The sequence below is a fragment of the Halogranum roseipondis genome (genome assembly GCF_059695585.1).
The window spans coordinates 1,318,742-1,338,252 of record NZ_CM185235.1 but is presented as its reverse complement, the minus strand read 5'-3'; the positions used below and the strand labels follow the sequence as shown (position 1 = coordinate 1,338,252).

Annotated in this window: 15 protein-coding genes; 4 read left to right on the top strand and 11 right to left on the bottom strand. The window is 67.6% G+C overall.

The window, feature by feature from the left end:
* Window positions 1-45: 45 nt before the first annotated feature.
* The 6 genes from EOHIBHHM_RS07165 to EOHIBHHM_RS07140 all read right to left on the bottom strand — a co-directional run bounded on the left by EOHIBHHM_RS07165 (window position 46) and on the right by EOHIBHHM_RS07140 (window position 8,507).
* Window positions 46-1,284, bottom strand: a complete 1,239-nt coding sequence (locus EOHIBHHM_RS07165) for a trans-sulfuration enzyme family protein (RefSeq protein WP_497255992.1) — start codon at window positions 1,282-1,284, stop codon at window positions 46-48.
* 162 nt (window positions 1,285-1,446) lie between these two features.
* The gene (pheT, locus tag EOHIBHHM_RS07160) at window positions 1,447-3,165 is read right to left on the bottom strand and encodes a phenylalanine--tRNA ligase subunit beta (protein ID WP_497255990.1); all 1,719 of its coding nucleotides are present in this window, start codon (window positions 3,163-3,165) and stop codon (window positions 1,447-1,449) included.
* Window positions 3,165-4,673, bottom strand: a complete 1,509-nt coding sequence (gene pheS / locus EOHIBHHM_RS07155) for a phenylalanine--tRNA ligase subunit alpha (RefSeq protein ID WP_497255988.1) — start codon at window positions 4,671-4,673, stop codon at window positions 3,165-3,167. The genes pheT and pheS overlap by 1 nt, the downstream gene beginning before the upstream one ends.
* A 346-nt stretch (window positions 4,674-5,019) precedes the next feature.
* Entirely contained in the window at window positions 5,020-6,615 is a 1,596-nt protein-coding gene (locus tag EOHIBHHM_RS07150; RefSeq protein WP_497255986.1) for a tryptophan--tRNA ligase, read from the bottom strand.
* Complete coding sequence (gene endA, locus EOHIBHHM_RS07145) at window positions 6,612-7,700, bottom strand: tRNA-intron lyase (protein ID WP_497255984.1); 1,089 nt, start codon at window positions 7,698-7,700, stop codon at window positions 6,612-6,614. Before endA ends, EOHIBHHM_RS07150 begins: the two co-directional genes overlap by 4 nt.
* Window positions 7,701-7,742: 42 nt before the next feature.
* Window positions 7,743-8,507, bottom strand: coding sequence for a topoisomerase DNA-binding C4 zinc finger domain-containing protein (locus EOHIBHHM_RS07140; RefSeq protein WP_497256943.1), 765 nt, complete (start codon window positions 8,505-8,507; stop codon window positions 7,743-7,745).
* A 142-nt stretch (window positions 8,508-8,649) separates the two neighbouring features.
* Between EOHIBHHM_RS07140 and EOHIBHHM_RS07135 the strand changes: the two genes are divergently transcribed.
* The gene (locus EOHIBHHM_RS07135; protein ID WP_497255982.1) at window positions 8,650-10,308 is read left to right on the top strand and encodes a hypothetical protein; all 1,659 of its coding nucleotides are present in this window, start codon (window positions 8,650-8,652) and stop codon (window positions 10,306-10,308) included.
* Window positions 10,309-10,365: 57 nt separating this feature from the next.
* The gene (locus EOHIBHHM_RS07130) at window positions 10,366-11,013 is read left to right on the top strand and encodes an HAD family hydrolase (protein WP_497256941.1); all 648 of its coding nucleotides are present in this window, start codon (window positions 10,366-10,368) and stop codon (window positions 11,011-11,013) included.
* Between the two features lie 34 nt (window positions 11,014-11,047).
* Here EOHIBHHM_RS07130 and EOHIBHHM_RS07125 read toward each other — a convergent pair whose 3' ends face one another.
* From EOHIBHHM_RS07125 to EOHIBHHM_RS07105, 5 genes are all read right to left on the bottom strand, one after another.
* A complete protein-coding gene (locus EOHIBHHM_RS07125; protein WP_497255980.1) occupies window positions 11,048-11,683 on the bottom strand; it encodes a hypothetical protein in 636 nt (211 codons plus the stop codon).
* A gap of 63 nt (window positions 11,684-11,746) precedes the next feature.
* Window positions 11,747-14,080: a DEAD/DEAH box helicase gene (locus tag EOHIBHHM_RS07120; RefSeq protein WP_497255978.1), complete on the bottom strand. Its 2,334-nt coding sequence runs from the start codon at window positions 14,078-14,080 to the stop codon at window positions 11,747-11,749.
* A 99-nt stretch (window positions 14,081-14,179) separates the two neighbouring features.
* Window positions 14,180-15,160, bottom strand: coding sequence for a calcium/sodium antiporter (locus EOHIBHHM_RS07115; RefSeq protein WP_497255976.1), 981 nt, complete (start codon window positions 15,158-15,160; stop codon window positions 14,180-14,182).
* 68 nt (window positions 15,161-15,228) lie between these two features.
* Window positions 15,229-16,632, bottom strand: a complete 1,404-nt coding sequence (locus EOHIBHHM_RS07110; RefSeq protein WP_497255974.1) for an MATE family efflux transporter — start codon at window positions 16,630-16,632, stop codon at window positions 15,229-15,231.
* A gap of 77 nt (window positions 16,633-16,709) precedes the next feature.
* Window positions 16,710-17,372, bottom strand: a complete 663-nt coding sequence (locus tag EOHIBHHM_RS07105) for a helix-turn-helix domain-containing protein (protein ID WP_497255972.1) — start codon at window positions 17,370-17,372, stop codon at window positions 16,710-16,712.
* Window positions 17,373-17,560: 188 nt separating this feature from the next.
* On the opposite strand from EOHIBHHM_RS07105, the gene EOHIBHHM_RS07100 reads away from it, so the two are divergent.
* Together EOHIBHHM_RS07100 and EOHIBHHM_RS07095 are read left to right on the top strand one after the other, a co-directional pair.
* The gene (locus tag EOHIBHHM_RS07100; protein ID WP_497255971.1) at window positions 17,561-17,962 is read left to right on the top strand and encodes a hypothetical protein; all 402 of its coding nucleotides are present in this window, start codon (window positions 17,561-17,563) and stop codon (window positions 17,960-17,962) included.
* Window positions 17,963-17,970: 8 nt separating this feature from the next.
* Complete coding sequence (locus tag EOHIBHHM_RS07095) at window positions 17,971-19,482, top strand: alpha,alpha-trehalose-phosphate synthase (UDP-forming) (RefSeq protein WP_497255970.1); 1,512 nt, start codon at window positions 17,971-17,973, stop codon at window positions 19,480-19,482.
* Window positions 19,483-19,511 lie beyond the last annotated feature (29 nt).

The window sequence follows — 19,511 nt, the reverse complement described above, 5'->3', positions numbered from 1 at the left end:
TGCCGGCGGCGAACGGCGTCGCCGACGGCGACCGATCGGACCGCGTCAGTCGGCCGTCGACGGCGTCGTCTCCGCCGCCGAAAGCGCCTCGAACCCCCGCTCGAGATCCGCGAGCAGGTCGTCGACGTGTTCGACGCCGACCGACATCCGCAACAGCGAGTCGGAGATCCCGAGTCGGTCGCGTTCGGCCTGCGACAGCGGGGAGTGAGTCATCGTCGCCGGATGTTCGACGAGCGACTCGACGCCGCCGAGACTCACCGCCAGCGGGAACTCCCGGAGTGCACCGAGGAACTGTTCGACGCCGTCGAGGTCCGCGTCGAGTTCGAACGAGAGCACGCCGCCGTACCCCGACATCTGTCTCCGAGCGAGGTCGTGCTGCGGGTGCGAGTCGAGACCGGGGTAACGAACCGTCCGGACTCGGTCGTGCGTCTCCAGATACTCGGCGATGGCAGTCGCGTTCTCCTGGTGACGCTGCATCCGCAGCGGGAGCGTCTTCGTCCCCCGGAGCACCATGTAGGCGTCGAACGGCGAGAGCACGTTCCCCATCCCGACCTGCTGGAGGAACCGGATCTCGCCCGCGAGGTCCGCGTCGTCGGTGACGGCCGCGCCGCCGACGGAGTCGCTGTGGCCGTTGAGATACTTGGTCGTGCTGTGGACGACGACGTCGGCCCCGAGGTCGAGCGGTCGCTGGAAGTACGGGCTGACGAACGTGTTGTCGACGCCGAGCACTGCCCCGTTGTCGTGCGCGACGTCGGCCATCGCCTCGACGTCACAGAGACGCATCAGCGGGTTCGTCGGCGTCTCCATCCACAGCAGCGTCGTCTCCGGGCGGACCGCGTCGGCGACGGCCTCGGGGTCGCGGGCGTCGACCAGCGTCACGTCGACGTTCAGTCGCTCTTCGAACAGCCGCGAGAGCATCGTCTTCGTCCCGCCGTAGAGATCCTCGAAGGCGACGACGTGGTCGCCCGGGCGGACGACGGCGGTGATCGTCGAGACGACGGCAGCGGTTCCGGAGGCGAACGCCATCCCGTGTTCGCCACCCTCCATCGCGGCCAGTCGGTGCTCTAAGGCGTTCCGCGTCGGGTTCGACAGCCGCGAGTAGAGATACTCGCCCGCGTCGGGGTCCAGCGACTCGAGGTCCGCGTCCGGGTTCAGCCCGTCGACGGCGTACGTCGACGTCAGATGGATGGGAACGACGACGTCCTCGGCGACGTCGCTCCTCGTCGACCCGTGCTCGCCGTGTGTCACACTCAGCGTCTCGAACCGTCTGTCGGGAACGTCCATGTAGAATCGGACGAGAACACGGGTTGTAACGTTTTCGCAAGTATTGCGAGAAATTATCAAGGAGAATCCGCGATCGGTTGAAGATACACAGCAGTTATGCCGGCTGAGTAGCCGACCGTTCAGTGACGGGTCGTCGGGAGCGAGTCGCCGTCGGCCGGACGGCTACTCGCCGGCCAGCGCGTCCAGTCGGAACTCGAAGGCGGCGACCGGCAGTTCCAGGTCGTGTTCGACGAGCACCTTCGGATGCACCTCGCCGACGACGCCGACTTCTTCACCCGCGACGACGACGGCGGCGACGCGACCGGGGATGAACGCCGGATGCTCCGTCGCCGGCGTCTCCAGTTCGACGTCGAAGTCGCGGCAGAGCGCCTGCAGGCGACCCTTCGCGTCCTCGTACGTCGCGTCGTGGCGGGCGAGCACGCCCGCCACGGAGCGGTGTTCGGCGACGTTCGTGTTCTCCGACTCGTCGCGCTCGGCGGCGAGACCGATCTCCGCGAGATCTTGCGGGTACGCTCGATGCGTGTTGTTCTCCAGCACCATCATGAGCGACGGGAGCGCCCACGAACGGAGCTGCGTGTAGTCCTCGGAGTAGGGTTCGGTGATCTCGACGGGGTCGCCGCCGCCGACCACGTCGGAACCGACTTCGACGCCCATCCGCTCGTAGTTCTCCTCGGCCGAGATCATGTGGAAGTTCAGCAGGTCCTCGAAGCCGAGGCCGACCAGACTCCGGCGCGCGGCGTCTTCGAGCTGGGAGCGCTCGTGGCGGCCGCCGACGGTGCCGACGTCGGGGTACCGGGGCACGAGGTCGTTGAAGCCGTAGGCGCGGCCGACGTCGTCGACGAGATCGACGGGGTGCAGCACGTCGACACGGTACGGCGGAATCGACACCTCGTAGGCCGGTTCGTCGGCCTCGTCGTCGAGTGTCGCGTCTAGTCCACTGCGTTCGAACAGGTCGACCGTCTCGCGCTCGTCGAGGTCGATGCCGAGCATCGTCTCGATGCGCTCGTGAGTGACCGTCTTCGTCCGCACCTCGAAGTCCGGTTTGACGACGGTGCCGTCGGGGTACTCGACCTCCACCTGCTCGATGGTCGCCCCGCGGGCGTCCAGCGCGTAGCAGACGATGTTACACATGTGGTCGATGGTCCACTGGTCGGTGCCGGTGAGTTCGACGAACAGGTCCCGCGAGTCGGTGGAGACCTCGGTCCGCCGGCCGTTGATCACCGGCGGGAAGGAGAACATGCCGAGTTCGTCGTAGATGGCCGGGAGGCGCTCGTAGTCGGCGACGACGTCGGCGTACTTCCGACCCGTGGGGTGGTCGTCGAGCACCTGACCGGGCGTCAGTTCGCGGTCGGAGTCGAGCGCGACGAAGGTGTCTTCGTCGGGTGAGATCCCCTTGTACGTGATGGAGTTGCCACCCTCCTCGCCGAGCATCTCTCCTTTCAGCATCGTCAGGTCGTGGATGCCGATGGCACCTTTGACGCGCTTGCGACCCATCGTCGCGTGCAGTTTCTCCTGCAGTTGGATGATGGAGTCGAGACCATCTTCGGAGAGATTGGCCCCGCGGACGACTGCGCCGGTGACGTAGGGTCGCTCGTCGGGGACCGACTCGTCGACCTCGATAGTCCAGTCGGGGTCGTTCGTCGTGGGGACGTACACGCCGCGGTCGTCGCCGTAGTGGTACCGCAGCGACCGGGCGACGCCCTCGACGGAGAGCCGATCTAATCGATCCGGACCGAACTCCAGCTGCATCAGCCCCTCTTCGGTCTCGCCCTCGTACTCGAGGCCCAGACCGAACAGGTCCTGTTTGAGTTGGTCGTCGCTCTTGTCTTCTTTCCCAGTGAGTCGGCGCAGTTCGTCGGGGTCTACGTCTACGACAGGCATCAGTGAAGCACCTCCGTCTCCCGCAGCAGTTCGAGGTCACACAGCGTCCCGTGGACGTCGCGGATGTCCTCGAAGCCGTACATCAACATCAGCAGGCGTTCGAGCGCGAGCCCCCACGCCATCACGTCGCAGTCGACGCCGAGCGGTTCGAGCACCTCGGGACGGAACATCCCCGAGTTGCCGATCTCGATCATCTCGCCCGTCTCCGGATGTCGCCCGAACAGTTCGAACGACGGTTCGGTGTAGGGGTTGTAGTGCGGCTTGAACTGGATGTCCGTGATGCCGAACTGCCGGTAGAACTCCTCGAAGGTGCCCATCAGGTCGCGCACCGAGAGGTCCTCGGCCATCACCCACCCCTCGATCTGGAAGAACTCCAGCAGGTGCGTCGGGTCGAGCGTGTCGTTGCGGTACACTTTCTCGACGGAGAAGTACCGCTGCGGCGGCTCTAACTCGCCCTGCGCGTACCCCGAGAGGTAGCGCATCGACAGCGACGTGGTGTGCCCGCGGAGCGCGATGGCCCGCGCGAACTCCTCGGACCACGGCGAGTGGTAGCCGTCGCCGTCCTCGCCGACGCCGTTGCGGTGGGCGTTCTCCACCTTTTCGACGAGGTCCTCGGGAACCTCCTGGATCGGCGGCACGTCCAGCGCGAAGCGGTCCCAGTGGGTACGCGCCGGGTGGTCCTGCGGCATGAACAGACAGTCGTTGATCCAGAAGTCCGCGTCGGCGTGCGGCCCCTCCATCTCCTTGAACCCCATCCCGACGAGCGTGTCCTTCACGCGGTCTGCGGTCTGTCGGAGGATGTGCGTCTTTCCGCCCTGTGCCGTGGGTGCGTCGGCCTCGACGTTGTACTCGGTGAACTCGACGTCCTGCCACTCACCCGTCGTGAGCAGCTCGGGCGTCAGGCGGTCGACGGTCTGAGCGGCCTCGACGCCCTCCATCAGCGCGGTCACGCCGTCGTCGGTCAGCGTCACCGAGCGCACCGTCCGCTCGTCACGGTCGACGAGTCCGCGGCTCTCCAGTTGGTCGAGGACGGCGTCGTCGACGTCGCTGGCCTGGCCCGCCTCGACGGCGGCGAGTGCGGCCGCCTCCTCGTCGCTGTCGGGGTCCGCGTCGGCGTTCGCCTCGACCTTCCCGCCGTCGATGACGCCGTACCCCTTCCGCGCGAAGTTCGAGAGAGCGATCTGTACCTGCGGGCCGCCGAGTCCCGACGCGCCGATCAGTTGGCCCATCTCGACCGGGTCCGCGTCGGCACCGGCGTCGAGGGCGGCGCGGTAGAGGCGGACCTCGGGAAGCCCCTCATCCAAGTACTCCGCACCCTCGTCAGTGAGGGAGGCGCTGGTCTCAGTTCGTTCTTCGACGGCCAGCAACCCCTCGTCGCGGAGGTCGAACGCCGCACCCGTCACCGTCTCGGGTTTGAGACTGGTCGCCTCCGCCAGTTGGTCGATCGTCAGTGCGTCTGTCGCGCTCGCGGCTTCTAACACCGCGACCTGTGATTCCGGGAGTCGCATGTGGTCGTTGGTTCGGATACCGTGTGGTCGTCAGTTAGCAGTTCCGGGACAGTCGTCTGCGAGTCGTCGACGTCGCGTCGGCGACTCGTCCCGCCCGTCGCACCGAGTCGAACGGGTTCGCACGCCGGGTCACCGGTGCGGAGAGTGAGTCCGGCACCGCGACGGCGACGTGGTCCACCGCCCTCTTTAGGCGCGGAAGAAGAAACCGAACCCGTCGGTGGTCGGTTCGCGAACTGGCCTCGCAACGTCGGGTTCGGACGTCATACTCGTGGAAGGGTCGTTGTCGGTGAAAAACGTTCTGCACCCGTCGACCCCGTCACGGACGTGGAGGACGGCGTGTCGCCGACTACTCCCCGTTCGGCGCGACGCCGCGGCGGTCGGACTCCAGCGAGAAGTCGAGGTCGTCCAGCAGCTCCTCTGCCTCCTCGCGTTTCTCCTGGTGGTCTTCGAGGAACTCGCGCATCAACTCGGCCGCCTGTTCCTTGCAGCCACCACAGAGGCGTTCGCCACCGACACACTCGTCGTAGACTTTCTTGGCGAACTCGTCGTCGTCGCCAGACAGCAGGTACGCGTACAGTTCGTAGACGGGACACTTGTCGGCCTCGCCGCCGAGTTCGCGCTGCTCTTCGGCGGTACTCCGGCCGCCCGTCGTCGCCGCCTTCACCTTGTCGTAGCCGTCTTCGGGGTCGTCGAGCAGGCTGATGTGACTCGCCGGGATCGACGAGGACATTTTCCCGCCCGTGAGGCCGGTCATGAAGCGGTGGTAGATCGACGACGGCGGGACGAACCCGTAGCCGCCGTTGTCGAGTTCGATCTCGCGGGCGAGGTCCTCGGCCTCGGCTCGCGACAGCTCGAAGGCGTCGACGTGCTCCTCGAAGACGCGCTTCTCGCCGTCGACGGCCTCGATGAGCGCCTCGAACGCCTCTTCTGTGGCGTTTCTGTCGAGGAACCGCGTCCGCGGGCGGAGCGGCTCTTTCCCGGCGGAGCGGAGTTTCGCGATGGCTCCGTCGCGGGCGCTGTCGGGAGTGAGTTCGGCTTCGAGCCAGTCGGCGGCGTCCTCACAGCGGACCGTCTCGTCCTCGTCGAGGTCGTCCGCGAGAGCGCTGTACGCGCCGGCGACGAGCGGTCGCTCCTCGTCGTCGAGTTCCTGGCTCAGGAACGCCTCGGTCACCTTGAAGAAGCGCATCCGGGTCGCGAGATCACGGGCGAACCGGACGTGGGGGTCCTGGTCGGGGCCAACCGGGATGACCGTCGGTTTCGGCTTCTCCATCTGCGGGTAGAGGATGTCCGCCATCTGCGTGACGACCGACTGCATGTGCGAGACGTTCGTCTCCCCGTCGAAGCCGTAGATGGCCTGGAACTCCGAGAAGTTGGCCTTCCCGCCGAGCTCGAAGGCGAGATCCTGAAGCTCTCTGTTTTGACTCTGCCGGTAGAGCGTCCCGTCGTCGACGTCGAAGCCGAGCGCGATGAGCGAGAGGAGGTAGTCGCGGGCGTGTTCGTCGATCTCGTCCCACGTCAGTCCGCGCGCCGAGTGGGCTTCGAGGTCGGCGATGAGGCCGTAGGCGTCGCCGCCCTGCTGTTGGTGCCAGATGATCTCGTCGAAGACGAGCTTGTGGCCGATGTGAGGGTCGCCCGTCGGCATGAACCCCGACAGGACGGCGAAGTCGTCGCCCTCGCGCATCGCTCTGGCGACGGGGCGGTAGTCGCGGTGGCCGAAGATGACGCCGCGTCGCATCAGATAGTGCGGACGGGGCACCTCGTCGAGCAGTTGGTCGAACTCCTCGATACCGAACTCCTCGAACAGTTTGCGGTAGTCCGAGACAGTCGACGAGCCCCAGGGGTCGAGTCGGACGTCGTCGGCACCGGCGGTGTCGGCGTCCGTGCCACCGTCAGTCGTCGCCTGCGTCGGTTCCTCAGTCTCGGGGTCCGTGTCTCGGGTCATGGTGTGAGTCGGGCGACCGAAAGCCAGTCTATGCCTTCGTTGGCGTCGGTCAGCGCAAAAACCATTCGCTTCCGTACCCCGCCGGCGAGACGGACGTCGAGCGCCAGATCGCGCGGCGCGAAGACGTGTGTCGAGGGAAGAACTCGGATCAGATGCTCCGAGTGGCTGAGGTTCGACACCGACTCCACCTCGGCGTACGTCCGGAAGTCCGCGCCGAACTTGTAGCCCGTCTTGGGGACGATCTGTCGCTCACGCAGCGTCGAGTAGACCGCCAGTCGACGGTCGAACCGTTCGCCCTCGACCGCACGGCCGCAGTCGACGACGGCGGCGTGGGCGTCGGCGTCGGCGTCTCCCGCGCCGTCGAGCGCGAGCACGCCGTCGGCCGCGAGCGACGCGGCCTCGACCAGCGAGAGCTGGATCGCCCCCTCGACCTCGGCGTCGCGGCCCGTCAGCGGCTGGCCGTAGAAGCCGTACTCGTACAGCGACTCGGGCGCGTCCCAGACGACGACGCGGTCTTCGAGTAGGACGCCGGAGAGCGACTGTGGGGGAGTGTAGTCGGTCGCGCCGTCGAGTTCCGGCGTCGTCGCTTCCAGATAGGTCAGTTCGCTCTCCTCGTCGACGACGGCGAGCACCACGTTCTCTGCGAGCAGTTCGTTCGCCGGCACCGACTGGCGTTCGCCGACGACGCGGACGCGGTGTTCGACCGCGTCCTCGCCGGGCCCCGTCCCGCGCGGGTGGACGACGAAGTCGTACGCCGACAGCGGGAGGTCGCCGTCGTCGTCGCGTGCGCCGGGCCAGCCCTCGCGCGTCGGCGAGAGGTAGAACCCGCGTCCCCGGAGGTCGACGTAGACCAGGAAGCGCAGCGCGAACCGCTCGCGCGCGCCGGTCGAGGCGACGAAGAACTCCTCGAACCCCATCCCGTCGACGGCGTCGAGGTCGCCGCGGAAGAGCAGGTGCGCCGCCTCGACGCGGGAGAGGTCGATCTCGTTGCCCCCGGCCGGTCGGCCGTAGCCCCGCGAGTCGTAGAACCGCTGGCGAGCGTCGCCGCCGACCCGCACGACGTCGCCCTGTAGATGTCCGTCCATGGTGTACGGAGCGGGAGAGAGCGACAAAGGGTCGTCGGTGTTCTACGGCCCGGAATCGCCCCGCCCGTCGTGCCCATCTCGGTACCGCTCGCAGGTCCCGTCGAGACACCGTCGACCGGCGGCCGTCTCGAACACCGGGAGCCCGCAGTCGCAGTCGTCGACGACGACGCCCGTCGGCAGCGAGAACGCCGTGTCGCACTCGGGGTAGGCGTCGCAGCCGGCGACGAGGTGACCGCCCTTCCCGCGGACGATGCGGAGCGGGGAGCCACAGTCCGGACAGCTCCACTCGCCGTCGAACCGCTCGGTGACGTGCTCGGGCAGCGAGTCACAGCGGTAGTCGGTACACAGTTCGAAGACGTCGCCCCGCTCGACTCGAAGCAGGGGGAGGCCGCAGTCCTCGCAGGTCCGGTCGAGCACCGTCGCCCCCGTCGGGAGGCCGTAGCTGGCCTCGCAGTCGAGACAGCGGACGTCGCCGCCGGCTCGGACGAGCGCCCCTCCGCAGTCGGGGCAGGTGCCGACCGGGACGCCCGCCGCGGAGACGGGGACGTCCCGTCGGGTCGTCATCGCGTGCGAGACGACGCGGAGCGTCTGGTCGCCCGCCCGTGCGGTCACGCCGAACCCCTCGTCGTCGGCCTCGATAGTCACGCTGTCGGCGCGAGTCAGCCACGCGACGGGCTGGTAGCCGTCTGCGTCGTGGACGAGGACGGTCTTGTCGGGTTTGACGACGACCACCACGTGACCCCGTTGGGTTCTGTCGCGGGTTCCCTCGAACGTCGTCGTGCAGTCGCCGGCGAACAGCCGTGTCATTTCGGTCACGGAACGGGATGGACGCGTCTTCGGCCTTAAAATTCGACCTCGACGGTGACTGTAGGTTTACACAGTGTCTTCGTGAAAAGAAGTATCAAAATAACCACAAGATACTTGTTAGTATTGTTAGAATATAATGTCAATGCCAAACGAAGATCGTGAACCCTCCCTGAGTCGACGGTGGTTCCTCCGAGGAACCGCAGCGGCCGGGAGCGCCTCACTCGCCGGCTGTGCCGGCCTCACCGACGATTCGGATACCGACACCGAGACGCCCCGTCTCACCGACAGCACTTCCCCGACCGACACCCCCGCCCCGATGATGCAGAACACTCCCCGCGCGAAAGGACCGCTCGCGAGTCGCCCCGACGAACCCGACGAGGAGGGGTTCGAGTACCTCGTCGATCGGGGGCGGCAGGAGGGTGCGCTGTTCGTCTGGCAGGGCGACGAGTGGAAACTGCTCGACGCCTACGCCGGCGGCGCACAGTTCGGCGACCTCGCGGGCCGCCGCGTCGCCTCGATGTTCGCCACGGGCGGCAGCGGGACGGTCGAAGACCCGTGGACGATCGACGACGCGGCGATGCAAGAGCCCGGCGTCCTGCTGTTCGACGAGGGCGAGTTCCGCTCGAACGGGCTGACGACGAACGCCGAGATCGACCACGAGGAGACCAACATCTGGCTCCGCGGGGCCGGAACGCGCGCCACCTCGCTCACGAAGGGCAGCGAGGACGGCCACCTCATCGAGTTCGCCAACGGCGACGAGAGCGGCAACTTCGGCGGCGTCACCGACATGTCCGTCTACGGTGAGTATCCGGAGGACGGGACGCAGTCGGAGGGGCATCTCCTCTACTCGAACGGCGACATCATCGACCTCACCCTGGAGAACCTCATCGTCCGCTACGGCTGGGACGACGCCATCCACATTGCGCCCTCCGCGTCCGGGACGCGGATGCACAACCTCTGGGCTGAGAACAGCGGCGGGTGGGCGATCTGGGTCGACGGCGGCACCCGTGCGAAAGCCTCCGACCTCCACATCGTCAACTGCAAGGCGGGCGGCCTCCACTTCGAGGTCTCCAGCAGCCACGTCGAGGGCGTCTCGGTCTATCTCTGCTGGCCGGGGATGGAGTTCGAGTGCCGACACACGGAGGTCTCCGACGGCTACATCGTGAAGACGCTCGAAGGGATCGCTCTCCACGACGCCGCCAAGAGCGAGGAGAACAAGTACACCAACTTCTCGATCGTCGACTCGAAGACCGCCGTCCACGCCGCGGGCGACAACTCGATGTACACCAACTTCGGCGTCCGCGACACCCGCCAACAGGTGTTCCGCGTCCCCGGCGACGGCGTCCAGATCAACGGGCTCGACGTCATCAACTTCGGCAGCACCGGCACCGCCGCGCTCAGACTCGCCGGTGACGGCGTCTACGTCGCGAACGTCACGCTCGACCAGCGCGACAGCGGCTACGACAGCAACACCATCGCCCGTATCGAGGGGAACCGCACCGTCCTCAACGGGATCGTCGGCCACGGCGACCGCGACTGGGGGATCGACGTCGCCAGCGGGGCGACCGAGACCGTGCTGGCGAACGTCTCCGGAGTCGCACGCTCGGCGCTTGACGACAGCGGCGCCCGGACGCTGTTCAACGGCGAGGGGACGAACGACGGCAACCCCGCCTCCAGCGGCGAGTGGAACGGTCACGGCGACTACGCTCACGACATGGGTGCGGTCGTCTGGGACACCTCAACGTCGCCGTGGACGCCGTACCGTGCCGACGGCGACGGCAACTGGCTCTCGCTGCGATAACGCTCGCCGCCAGAGACGCTTTGTGGGTGCGGTGCGCCCGTCCAGACGATGACCGCGATGGACACACCACGCGCCGTGCTGTTCGACATGGACGGCGTCATCGTCAACTCCGAGGACTACTGGCACGTCTTCGAAGAGGAGACGCTCTTTCCGGAGACGCTCGCGGACGAGCGCCCCGACAACGACGAGATCACGGGGATGAACTACCGCGAGATCTACGACTATCTCGACGCGAACTACGAGACGACCGTCTCGAAGGCCGAGTTCGTCGACCTCTACAACGAGACGTCGAAGAAGATCTACGGCGAACAGGTCGAACTGATGGACGGGTTCGACCGCCTCACCGGGACGCTCCGGGACCGCGGGACGAAACTCGCCGTCGTCTCCTCGGCCCCCAAGTCGTGGATCCAGACGACGATCGACCGCTTCGAACTGGGTCCGTTCGACCTCGTTCTCAGTGCCGAGGACATCGACGCCCCCGGCAAACCCGAGCCGCACATCTACGAACACGCCGCCCGCGAGGTCGACGCCACCCCCGAGGACTGCACGGTCGTCGAGGACTCCGAGAACGGCGCGACGGCGGCCGCCCGCGCCGACACCTACGTCGTCGGCTACCGAACCGAGACGAACGCCGAGACGGATCTGTCGATGGCGGACGTCGTCGTCGAGGGGCCACAGGAACTGCGCGCCGAGTTGTTGGACTGACCGGTCGACGCCGCGACCGGACACCGTCGGCTACTCAGCATCCGCCGCCCGCCCCTCCGGCGGCACCGGCACCCGCACAACTGGCGGCGCTCGCGCCGGCAGCGGCGGCGGCCGCCGACCCACCGAAGACGACCGCCGCGTCGTTCGTGTGACTGTAGTCTCTGCACTCGCCCCACGCGACCGGGGCGATCTCGTCGTCGATGTCGTGCGCCGCGTCGACGGCGTCCCGGAGGTCGGAGCGAGTGAACCCGGCGTCGGTCGCGTAGCGGTCGACCAACGAGTCGGTGAGCGCGACGCGACGACACGCTTCTGCCTCGAACAGTTCGTCGCCATCGAACGTGAACTGGACGTCGTAGTGGCGGACGAACACGTCGTCGAAGGGCGTCTGAAGCGCCTCGACCGCCTCGCCGACGAGGTCCCAGACGAGGTCGGGGTCGGGGTTCTCGACGTCCTCGCCGAGCGAGAACCGTGCGATCGGGACGACGACCGGTTCGCCGTCCGGCCCCTCGTTGACGACTGCGACGCCCGTCACGCCGCAGTCCTCGACGGCGTAGCCCGTGCGGTCGACGGCGTCGCGGAGCGTCTCGTCGGCGTCGTGCTGGCGGGATTCGAGGTCGACCTGTTCGTCCGGCGTGTCGTCACCGAGCAGTCGTTCGAGCAGGGAGGGCATCACAGAGAGCTGTCGTCGCCAGCGACTTCGGTCTTGTGTCGCGGTACGGGCGGAGTAGCTCGACTACTCCACGTCGACGACCCGCGACTCCCGGGACGGCAACAGCGGGAGGTCGGGGAACGACACCTCGACGACGAACTCCAGTTCGTCCTTCGCGCCGAACACGCCGACCGGGACGGTCTCGGCGTCCGAGAGGTAGGTCGTCGTCTCGCTCATCTCGACGCCGTTGACGGTCACGCGGATGCCCGCCCGCGCCGACCCGCCGACGTTCCGCACCGTCACGTCACACATCTCGTTTTCTCCCCGTTCGATACTCGTCGGGAACTCGCCCCACTCGACCTCGATCCGCGGTAGCGACGCCGCCGCCTCGACGACGCGCTCTGCGACGCCTGCCGACATCCCCGCGCGAGTGAGTTCCGAGGCGCCGGCGTCGACGACGTCGGTCGGCGAGGTGAGACCGCCGGTGGCGAGCGTGCTCGCGCGACCCGACCCGACGCCGTCGATGGCGGTGAGACCGACGGCGTCGCGGCCGACGCCGTGTTCGACGCGAGCCTCCACGCGGGAGGCGAGGTTTGCGGCACGCGGACCGGTGAAGCGGTCGAGAAACTCCCGGAGCGCGGCGAGCAGGCGCAGCGCGTTCTGTCGGATGACCCACGCGTCGCTGCGGAGTTCCGAGGGGGTCGACCCGGTCATGCTGGCCTCGAGGATGGCGAGCACCTTCCGGTTGCCGTCTTCGAGCGACGTCTCGCCCGTGAGTACCGACTCGACCGCCTCGCTCTCGGACTGTCGCGCGGAGACGGAGTCGAACTCGGCGGCCCCGGCGACGGTCTCGAGGACGGTGTCGACGGTGATCGTCTCGCGCTCACAGAGGTCGCGGAACCGCCGTGCGGTGTCGAGTCGGAGGTAGTACTTCGAGGCCAAGTTTCCGAGGGGCGTGGCGTCGACGCCGAGGTTCTCGTCGGTGGCGACGAACTCCTGGGAGACGAGCCCTTCGAGAGTGTCGCGGACGCGCTCGCGGAGGTCCTCGAAGTCGTAGCGGTCGGGGTTGTTGCGGGCGCGGACGTAGTAGAACGTCGTCTCCAGCCACGAGATCACGTCGTCGAGGTCGCCGATGGTGCCCATCGCGATCTCGGCGTTGAGATGCGAGTCCAGATCCTCGGCGAGTCGCGACTCGATCTCCTTGCCCTCGCGGAGGAGTCGACGGTACTTGTCGGCCTCCGAGCGGTCGCAGACGACCCAGCCGTAGCCGACGTCGTCGTACCCCGGTCGGCCGGCGCGGCCGAGCATCTGCAGCACGTCCAGCGGGCTGATGTCGACGTCGCCCTCGAGCGGGTCGTGGTGTTTCGTATCCCGGATGACGACGCAGCGCGCGGGGAGGTTGACTCCCCACGCGAGCGTGGAGGTCGAGAACAGCAGTTTCACCTTCCCCTCCTTGAACCAGCGTTCGACGCGGTCGCGGTCGTCCTTTCCGAGGCCGGCGTGGTGGAACGCCACGCCGTCGAGCACCGACTTCCGGAGGGTGTCGTTGGCCAACTCTTTGGCCTCGCTGTGGAAGTCGTAGTCGCCGCGCGAGCCGACGGGGACGTCGCGTTCGGCGATCTCGTCGCGGGCCTTCTGGGCGGCCATCACGGAGTCCTGTCGCGAGGCGACGAATACCAGCGACTGGCCGTCCTCGCGGATGTGGGGTTCCGCGAGGTCGATGGCGCGGTAGAGCCGTCGGTACTTGTCGGCGAAGGAGTTCTCGCCGTGCGTGTAGGTCTTGACGTCGGCGTGGAGGTCCACCGGTCGGTAGTCGTCGCCGAACTCGAACGTCGCCTCGGGCGGCGCGTCGAGCCACTCGGCGACGTCCTCGACGTTCGGCATCGTCGCCGACAGCGCGACGACCCGCGGGTCGCAGATGCGCCGGAGTCGCGAGACGGTCACTTCGAGCACACCGCCGCGCTGCTCGGAGTCGAGCAGGTGGACTTCGTCGATGACGCAGCAGTCGACCTGTGTGATGAAGGAGTAGCGCGGCGACTCGTGCTTTCTGGTGGCTGAGTCGGTCTTCTCCGGCGTCATCACGAGGATGTCCGCGCGCTCGGCACGCCGGGGGTTCAGGTCGCGTTCGCCGGTGACGACGTAGACGGAGTAACCGAGGTTCTCGAAGCGCTCCCACTCGCTCTCCTTCTCGTTGGTCAGCGCGCGCATCGGCGCGACGAACAGCGCGGTACCCCCGTCGCGCAGACAGCGGCAGATGGCCAACTCCGCGAGGGCGGTCTTGCCGCTCGCCGTGGGCGCGCTGGCGACGATGTTGTCGTCGCCGTCGAGGATGGCCGGCAGGGCCTCACGTTGCATCCGGTTGAACTCCTCGAAGCCGAAGGCGTCGGCGAACTCCGGGACGGCCTCTGCGACCTTCACCGGCCATCACCGCCGCAGACTGGGGACACGCTCATCGGATACAAACGGGGGGTACGGAGCCAAAGGCGTTTCCGTCCGGCGTGACCGTCTCCGGACGAGTCACCCGAGCAGGTTCAGCGCCCACCGGACGAGTTCCGACCCTGCGAACAGCGCCCCCTCGACGCGGGAGAGCACCCGCCCCGACCACAGCGCAGCGACCATCACGACGGACACGCCGAGCAGCCAGCCCAGCGTCTCCAGCGCGGCTGGACCGACGGCCAGCGGGCGGATCACGGCTGCGAGACCCATGATGCCGACGACGTTGAAGACGTTGCTCCCGACGACGTTGCCGACGGAGACGCCGAGACTCCCTCGCCGGATGGCCACGAGCGAGACGGCGAACTCGGGCGTCGAGGTCCCCGCCGCGACGATGGTGCCGCCGATGACCCACTCGGAGATGCCCGCCCCTCTGGCCAACGCCGACGCCGCCTGCACCAGCAGGTCGCCGCTCACGAGGACGAGAGCCAACCCCCCGAACAGGAGGAGACCGTCGCGACCGCGGAACGAGACTCGGTCGGTCGCGTCAGTGGTTACCGCCGTCGCGGCGGCCGTCCCGCCGTTCGGCTCCACCTCCTCGACCGTAAACCGTCCGGTCCAGAGGAGAGAGGCCGTGTAGGCGACGAACAGGCCGACGAGCACGCCCCCCTCCAGCCGCGTGACGGTGCGGTCGAACAGGACCGCCCCGCCGACGAGCGTACTCGCGAGCAGCGCGAGACCGTCTCGTCGGACGAGCGACTCCGCGATGGGGATGGCCCGGACGAACGCGACGACGCCGAGGATGAACGCCAGGTTGTAGATGTTCGACCCGAGGACGTTGCCGACGGCGATGTCGCCCAACCCCTTGAGCGCGGCGTCGGCCGTGACCGCGAGTTCCGGCGTCGACGTGCCCGCGGCGACGACCGTCAGCCCGATGGTGAGCTCCGAGAGACCGAAGCGCCGGGCGAGTCGCACGACTGCGTCGACGAGGAGTCGCGCCCCGACCCACAGCCCGAGCACCGTCACGACGACGACACCGAGTTGAACCGCAGTTCCTCCCACCATCTTCTACGGGGAGAAAACCGTTGGGAGAGGGATGAGAGTTGGGGGCGAGCGACGCGGACGGTCGGCGTTCAATCCGCCGCGGTCGACCCCGCGCTCTCGGCGGCCCGTTCCAGCATCCCGTCGCGCGTCGAGTACCAGTAGTAGCCACCCAGCCAGACCGCCGCGGCGACGTTCGACAGGGTGACCGCCCAGAACGCCGCCTCGACGCCCCTCGAGAGGACGAACGCGCCGCCGGCGGCGATGGGGAGCCGGACGCCCCAGTACTGCACCATCGTCGACCACATGCTGACGTTCGTCCGACTCGCGCCGTTGAACCCCGCTTCGAGCGTGTAGATCGCGCCGAGCGCCCAGTAGCCGAACACGAGGATCTGGAGGTAGAGCACGGTCGACTGGAGCGCCGGCCCGGAGATGTCGGGGACGAACACCTGCGCGATGGTCGCCGGGAAGAGATACTGGACGACGCCGACGGCGGAGAGTCCGACGGCGGCGACGGCGACGCCGACCCACGTCGTGCGTTCGGCGCGTTCGGGGTGGTCCGCGCCGAGGTTCTGTCCGATGACGCTCGTCGCCGCCTGACCGAGCCCGCCCGCGGGGACGAACGCGATGGTCGAGACGCGCGCGCCGATGGTGTAGGCCGCCAGTCCCGCCGCCCCGCCGGCGATCGAGACGACGGAGACCATGAGCACGCGAGCGAGTTGCCGCCCCGTGTTCTGGACGGCGACCGGGTAGCCGACTTCGACGAGTTCGCGGAAGAGGTCCGGGCGGAGCGTGAGCGCGTCGCGGGTGAGCGTGAACCCGGTGTCGTCTCGCGTCGTGTACCAGAGCGCCACCAGCGTGCCGACGGCGTAGCCGACGCCCGTCGCGACGGCCGCGCCGAAGATCTCCCAGCGGGGGAACTCCCACCAGCCGAGGATGAGGAAGGGGTCGAGCACGAGGTTGACGACGATGGCAGAGACGTTGACGACGAACGCGGTGCGGGTGTCGCCCCACGCCGTGAACCCGCTCTCGAGGGTGTCGCTGAGCGCAGAGGGGAGCAGTGCGTAGACGGCGAACGCCGTCAGGTAGGTGACGGCCAGCGGGGCGACCGCGGGCGAGGGGTTCAGCAGGGCGACCAGTTCGTCGCCGAAGGCGACGACGACGCCGGCGAGGATCAACGAGACGGGGAGGACGAGCGCGACGGCGTTGAACGGGACGCGGCGCGCACCTTCGACGTCGTCCGCGCCGACCCGTTGGGAGGTGAGGATCTGGCTGCCCACGAACAGCATGACGAGCGGGACCATGAGCAGCGCCGTGTAGGGGATGACGAGACCGACTGCGGCGACCGCCTCCTCGCCGAGGCGACCGACCCAGAAGATGTCGACGACCGACTGGGCGACCAGCGCGAAGTTCTGAGCGACGAGCGGGGCCGCCAGAACGAGAAGTGCGCGGGGGATAGAGCCCTCGGTGATCTCGTCTTTCGCGAGGTCGAACATGGTTGTACTTTCGTTCAAGATGACATACAATAAATGTTTGTCGATGCGTCCCATTCACACCGACGAGGCGACGCCCGTCACTCGCCGATGGTGGACTCCTCGGGGCGGAGGGCGCTGTCGACGAGCGCGCGGTGACCGCGACGGAGTCGCTCGGAGACGGCCTGCTGAGAGATACCCAGGTGCTCGGCCAGTTCGTCCATCGTCACCTCTCGCGGGACGTCGAAGTAGCCCGCCTCGGCCGCGGTGACGAGCGTCTCGTACTGGTCTTCCGAGAGGCCGAACCCGCCCCGCCCGGTCGACCGCTCGAGCTCGTGGATGTTCCGGACGGTGAACGTGAGGTCGGCGTCCGCACAGAACTCGCTGGTCGACGAGAGCGACGTCCGGTTCGGAAAGAGGACGCGGAGCTGCCAGTGGGTGTCGCGACCGTGCATGTCGACGACGGCGGCGGACTCCTCGGAGACCATGTAGAGGACGACCTCGACGTCGTCACTCCACTCCATCCGGTAGAGTCGCTCCCGTTCGAGGTCGTCGACGAGACGGGCGTCGGTGACGGAGGGGTCGGCTTCGAGCGCCGCTTCCAACCCACTCAGGTCGTCGCCCGAGATCTGGACGTACGGCGTCAGCTGTTCCTGGTGGGCGACGATCCGAACCACCTCGAAGTCGGCGTTCGGGAACGCGGAGAGCGTCTCGTAGAGGGCGAACTCCTCGGCCGGAAGTTCGACCTCGGCAATGGTGCTCATAGCATACTCACCGGGAGTCACGGGATTCAAAGTAGCGGCCGACGGACCGGAACCGTCACCGTCGACGTGTTTCGAACGGTAGTGAGGGTTGATGACAGTCCAGACACATTCACCTCTCCGCCGTCGTGCGGTTCTGAATATACAGGCACAATCTGTTTTCCCTCTGGCGTTGACCAGACGAACGAACCATGAGCACGATTCGACCGACCGATCGGGAGCTCGTCCCCGTCGGTTGGGTGCAGACGTCGTGGGGGGACACGCTTCGGTTCGTCCACCGGGAGACGGGCTTACATTTCGAAGCAGCGTGTGAAGGACCATCGGCGAAGCCGTGCGTCGGTGACACCGGCGGGTGGCAGCTCCGGTGTCGGAAGTCCGTCGGAGAGACGGAGACGGTCGCGCCGCTGTGTCGCGCGTCGACCGAGCAACGGGCGAGAGAGCAGCTCGACGAGTGGATGCAGACGTACAACCGACTGAGAGAACAGTACGACTGGGACGACACCGTCGCGGTCGCAACGGTCGCCGACAGACTGTGCGGCGAGAGCAAACACGCGCCGGGTATCGATATCGACGACCGGCAGCGGGGGTGGTGACGAGCGGAATGTCACGGAGCACTCAGCCAGCGAGCGAGCGCGCCGCGCTCGACGACGATCTCGTCGACGGCCGGAACCTGCTCGTCGTCTCCAACCGGGAGCCGTACCAACACCGCTACCGCAACGACGGCGAGGGGATCGTCGTCGACGAACCTGTCGGCGGGCTGACCGCCGGCCTCGACCGCGTGATGCAACGGACGGGCGGCACGTGGATCGCGTGGGGTGACGGCGACGCCGACCCCGAGGTCGTCAACACCGCAAACTGCGTCGACGTCCCGCCGGACGACCCCAAGTACACGCTCAAACGCGTCTGGTTGGGCGAAGAGGAGATGTGCGAGTACTACTACGGGTTCAGCAACCAGGTGCTCTGGCCGCTGTGTCACGACCTCGTCGGGAAGGCGAAGTTCGAGGGGTCGTTCTGGAAGCGGTATCAGGCGGTCAACGAGACGTTCGTCGACATCGTCGCCGACCGAGCGGACGACGACACGGTCGTCTGGTTCCAGGACTACCATCTCGCGCTCGCGCCGCGACTGGCCCGTGAGAAACTCCCGGAGGCGACGTTCCTGCAGTTCTGGCACATCCCGTGGCCGGCGTGGGACACGTTCCGCGTCTGCCCGCAGCGACAGGAGTTGCTCGAGGGGCTGCTCGGCAACGACCTGCTCGGCTTCCACATCGAGCGCTACTGCCAGCACTTCCTCGACTGCGTCGAGAACTGTCTCGACGAGGCGACCGTCGACCGGGAGACGGGAGAAGTCCACTACGACGGACGGACGACTCGCGTGGCGGCGTTCCCGATGACCGTCGACGCCGACCGGATCGAGCGGCTGAGCGGGGTCGACGACGACTTCTGGCCCGCGTTCAAACGGAAACACGGCATCGGTGAGGAGACGAAGGTCGCCGTCGGCGTCGAGCGCCTCGACTACACGAAGGGCATCCCCGAACGGCTCGAGGCGTTCGAGCGCTTCTGGGAGGAGCACCCCGAGTGGCAGGGGAAGCTCACCTACGTCCAGAAGGCCAGCGAGAGCAGAGTCGAGATCCCCGCCTATCAGGAGCTCATTCAGACCGTCGAGGAGAAGATCGCTCACCTCAACGACCGCTTCGGCACCGACGACTGGACCCCGGTCGTCTACGTCGACGAGACGCTCCCCGACGAGGAGCTGTACGGGCTGTACCGCCACAGCGACCTCGCGGTCGTGACCCCCATCCGCGACGGGATGAACCTCGTCGCCAAGGAGTACGTCGCCGCCCAGACCGACGGCGACGGCGTGCTTCTCCTGAGCGACCTCGCTGGCGCCGACGAGAGTCTCGGCGACCACGCGCTCACCGTCGAACCGTACGACACCGCCGCGTTCGTCGACCAGATCGAAGCCGCACTCACCATGTCGCCGGACGAACGGACCCGACGGATGCGTCTGCTGCGCGAGCAGGTCTGCGGCGACGACCTCGACTCGTGGATCAGGTCGCTGTTCGGCGCGGTCGACGCGCTCGGCGAGCGGACTCCGACCGACCGTGACGAGTGAGGAGGGACGCTCGTCGGCCGCAGTCGTGA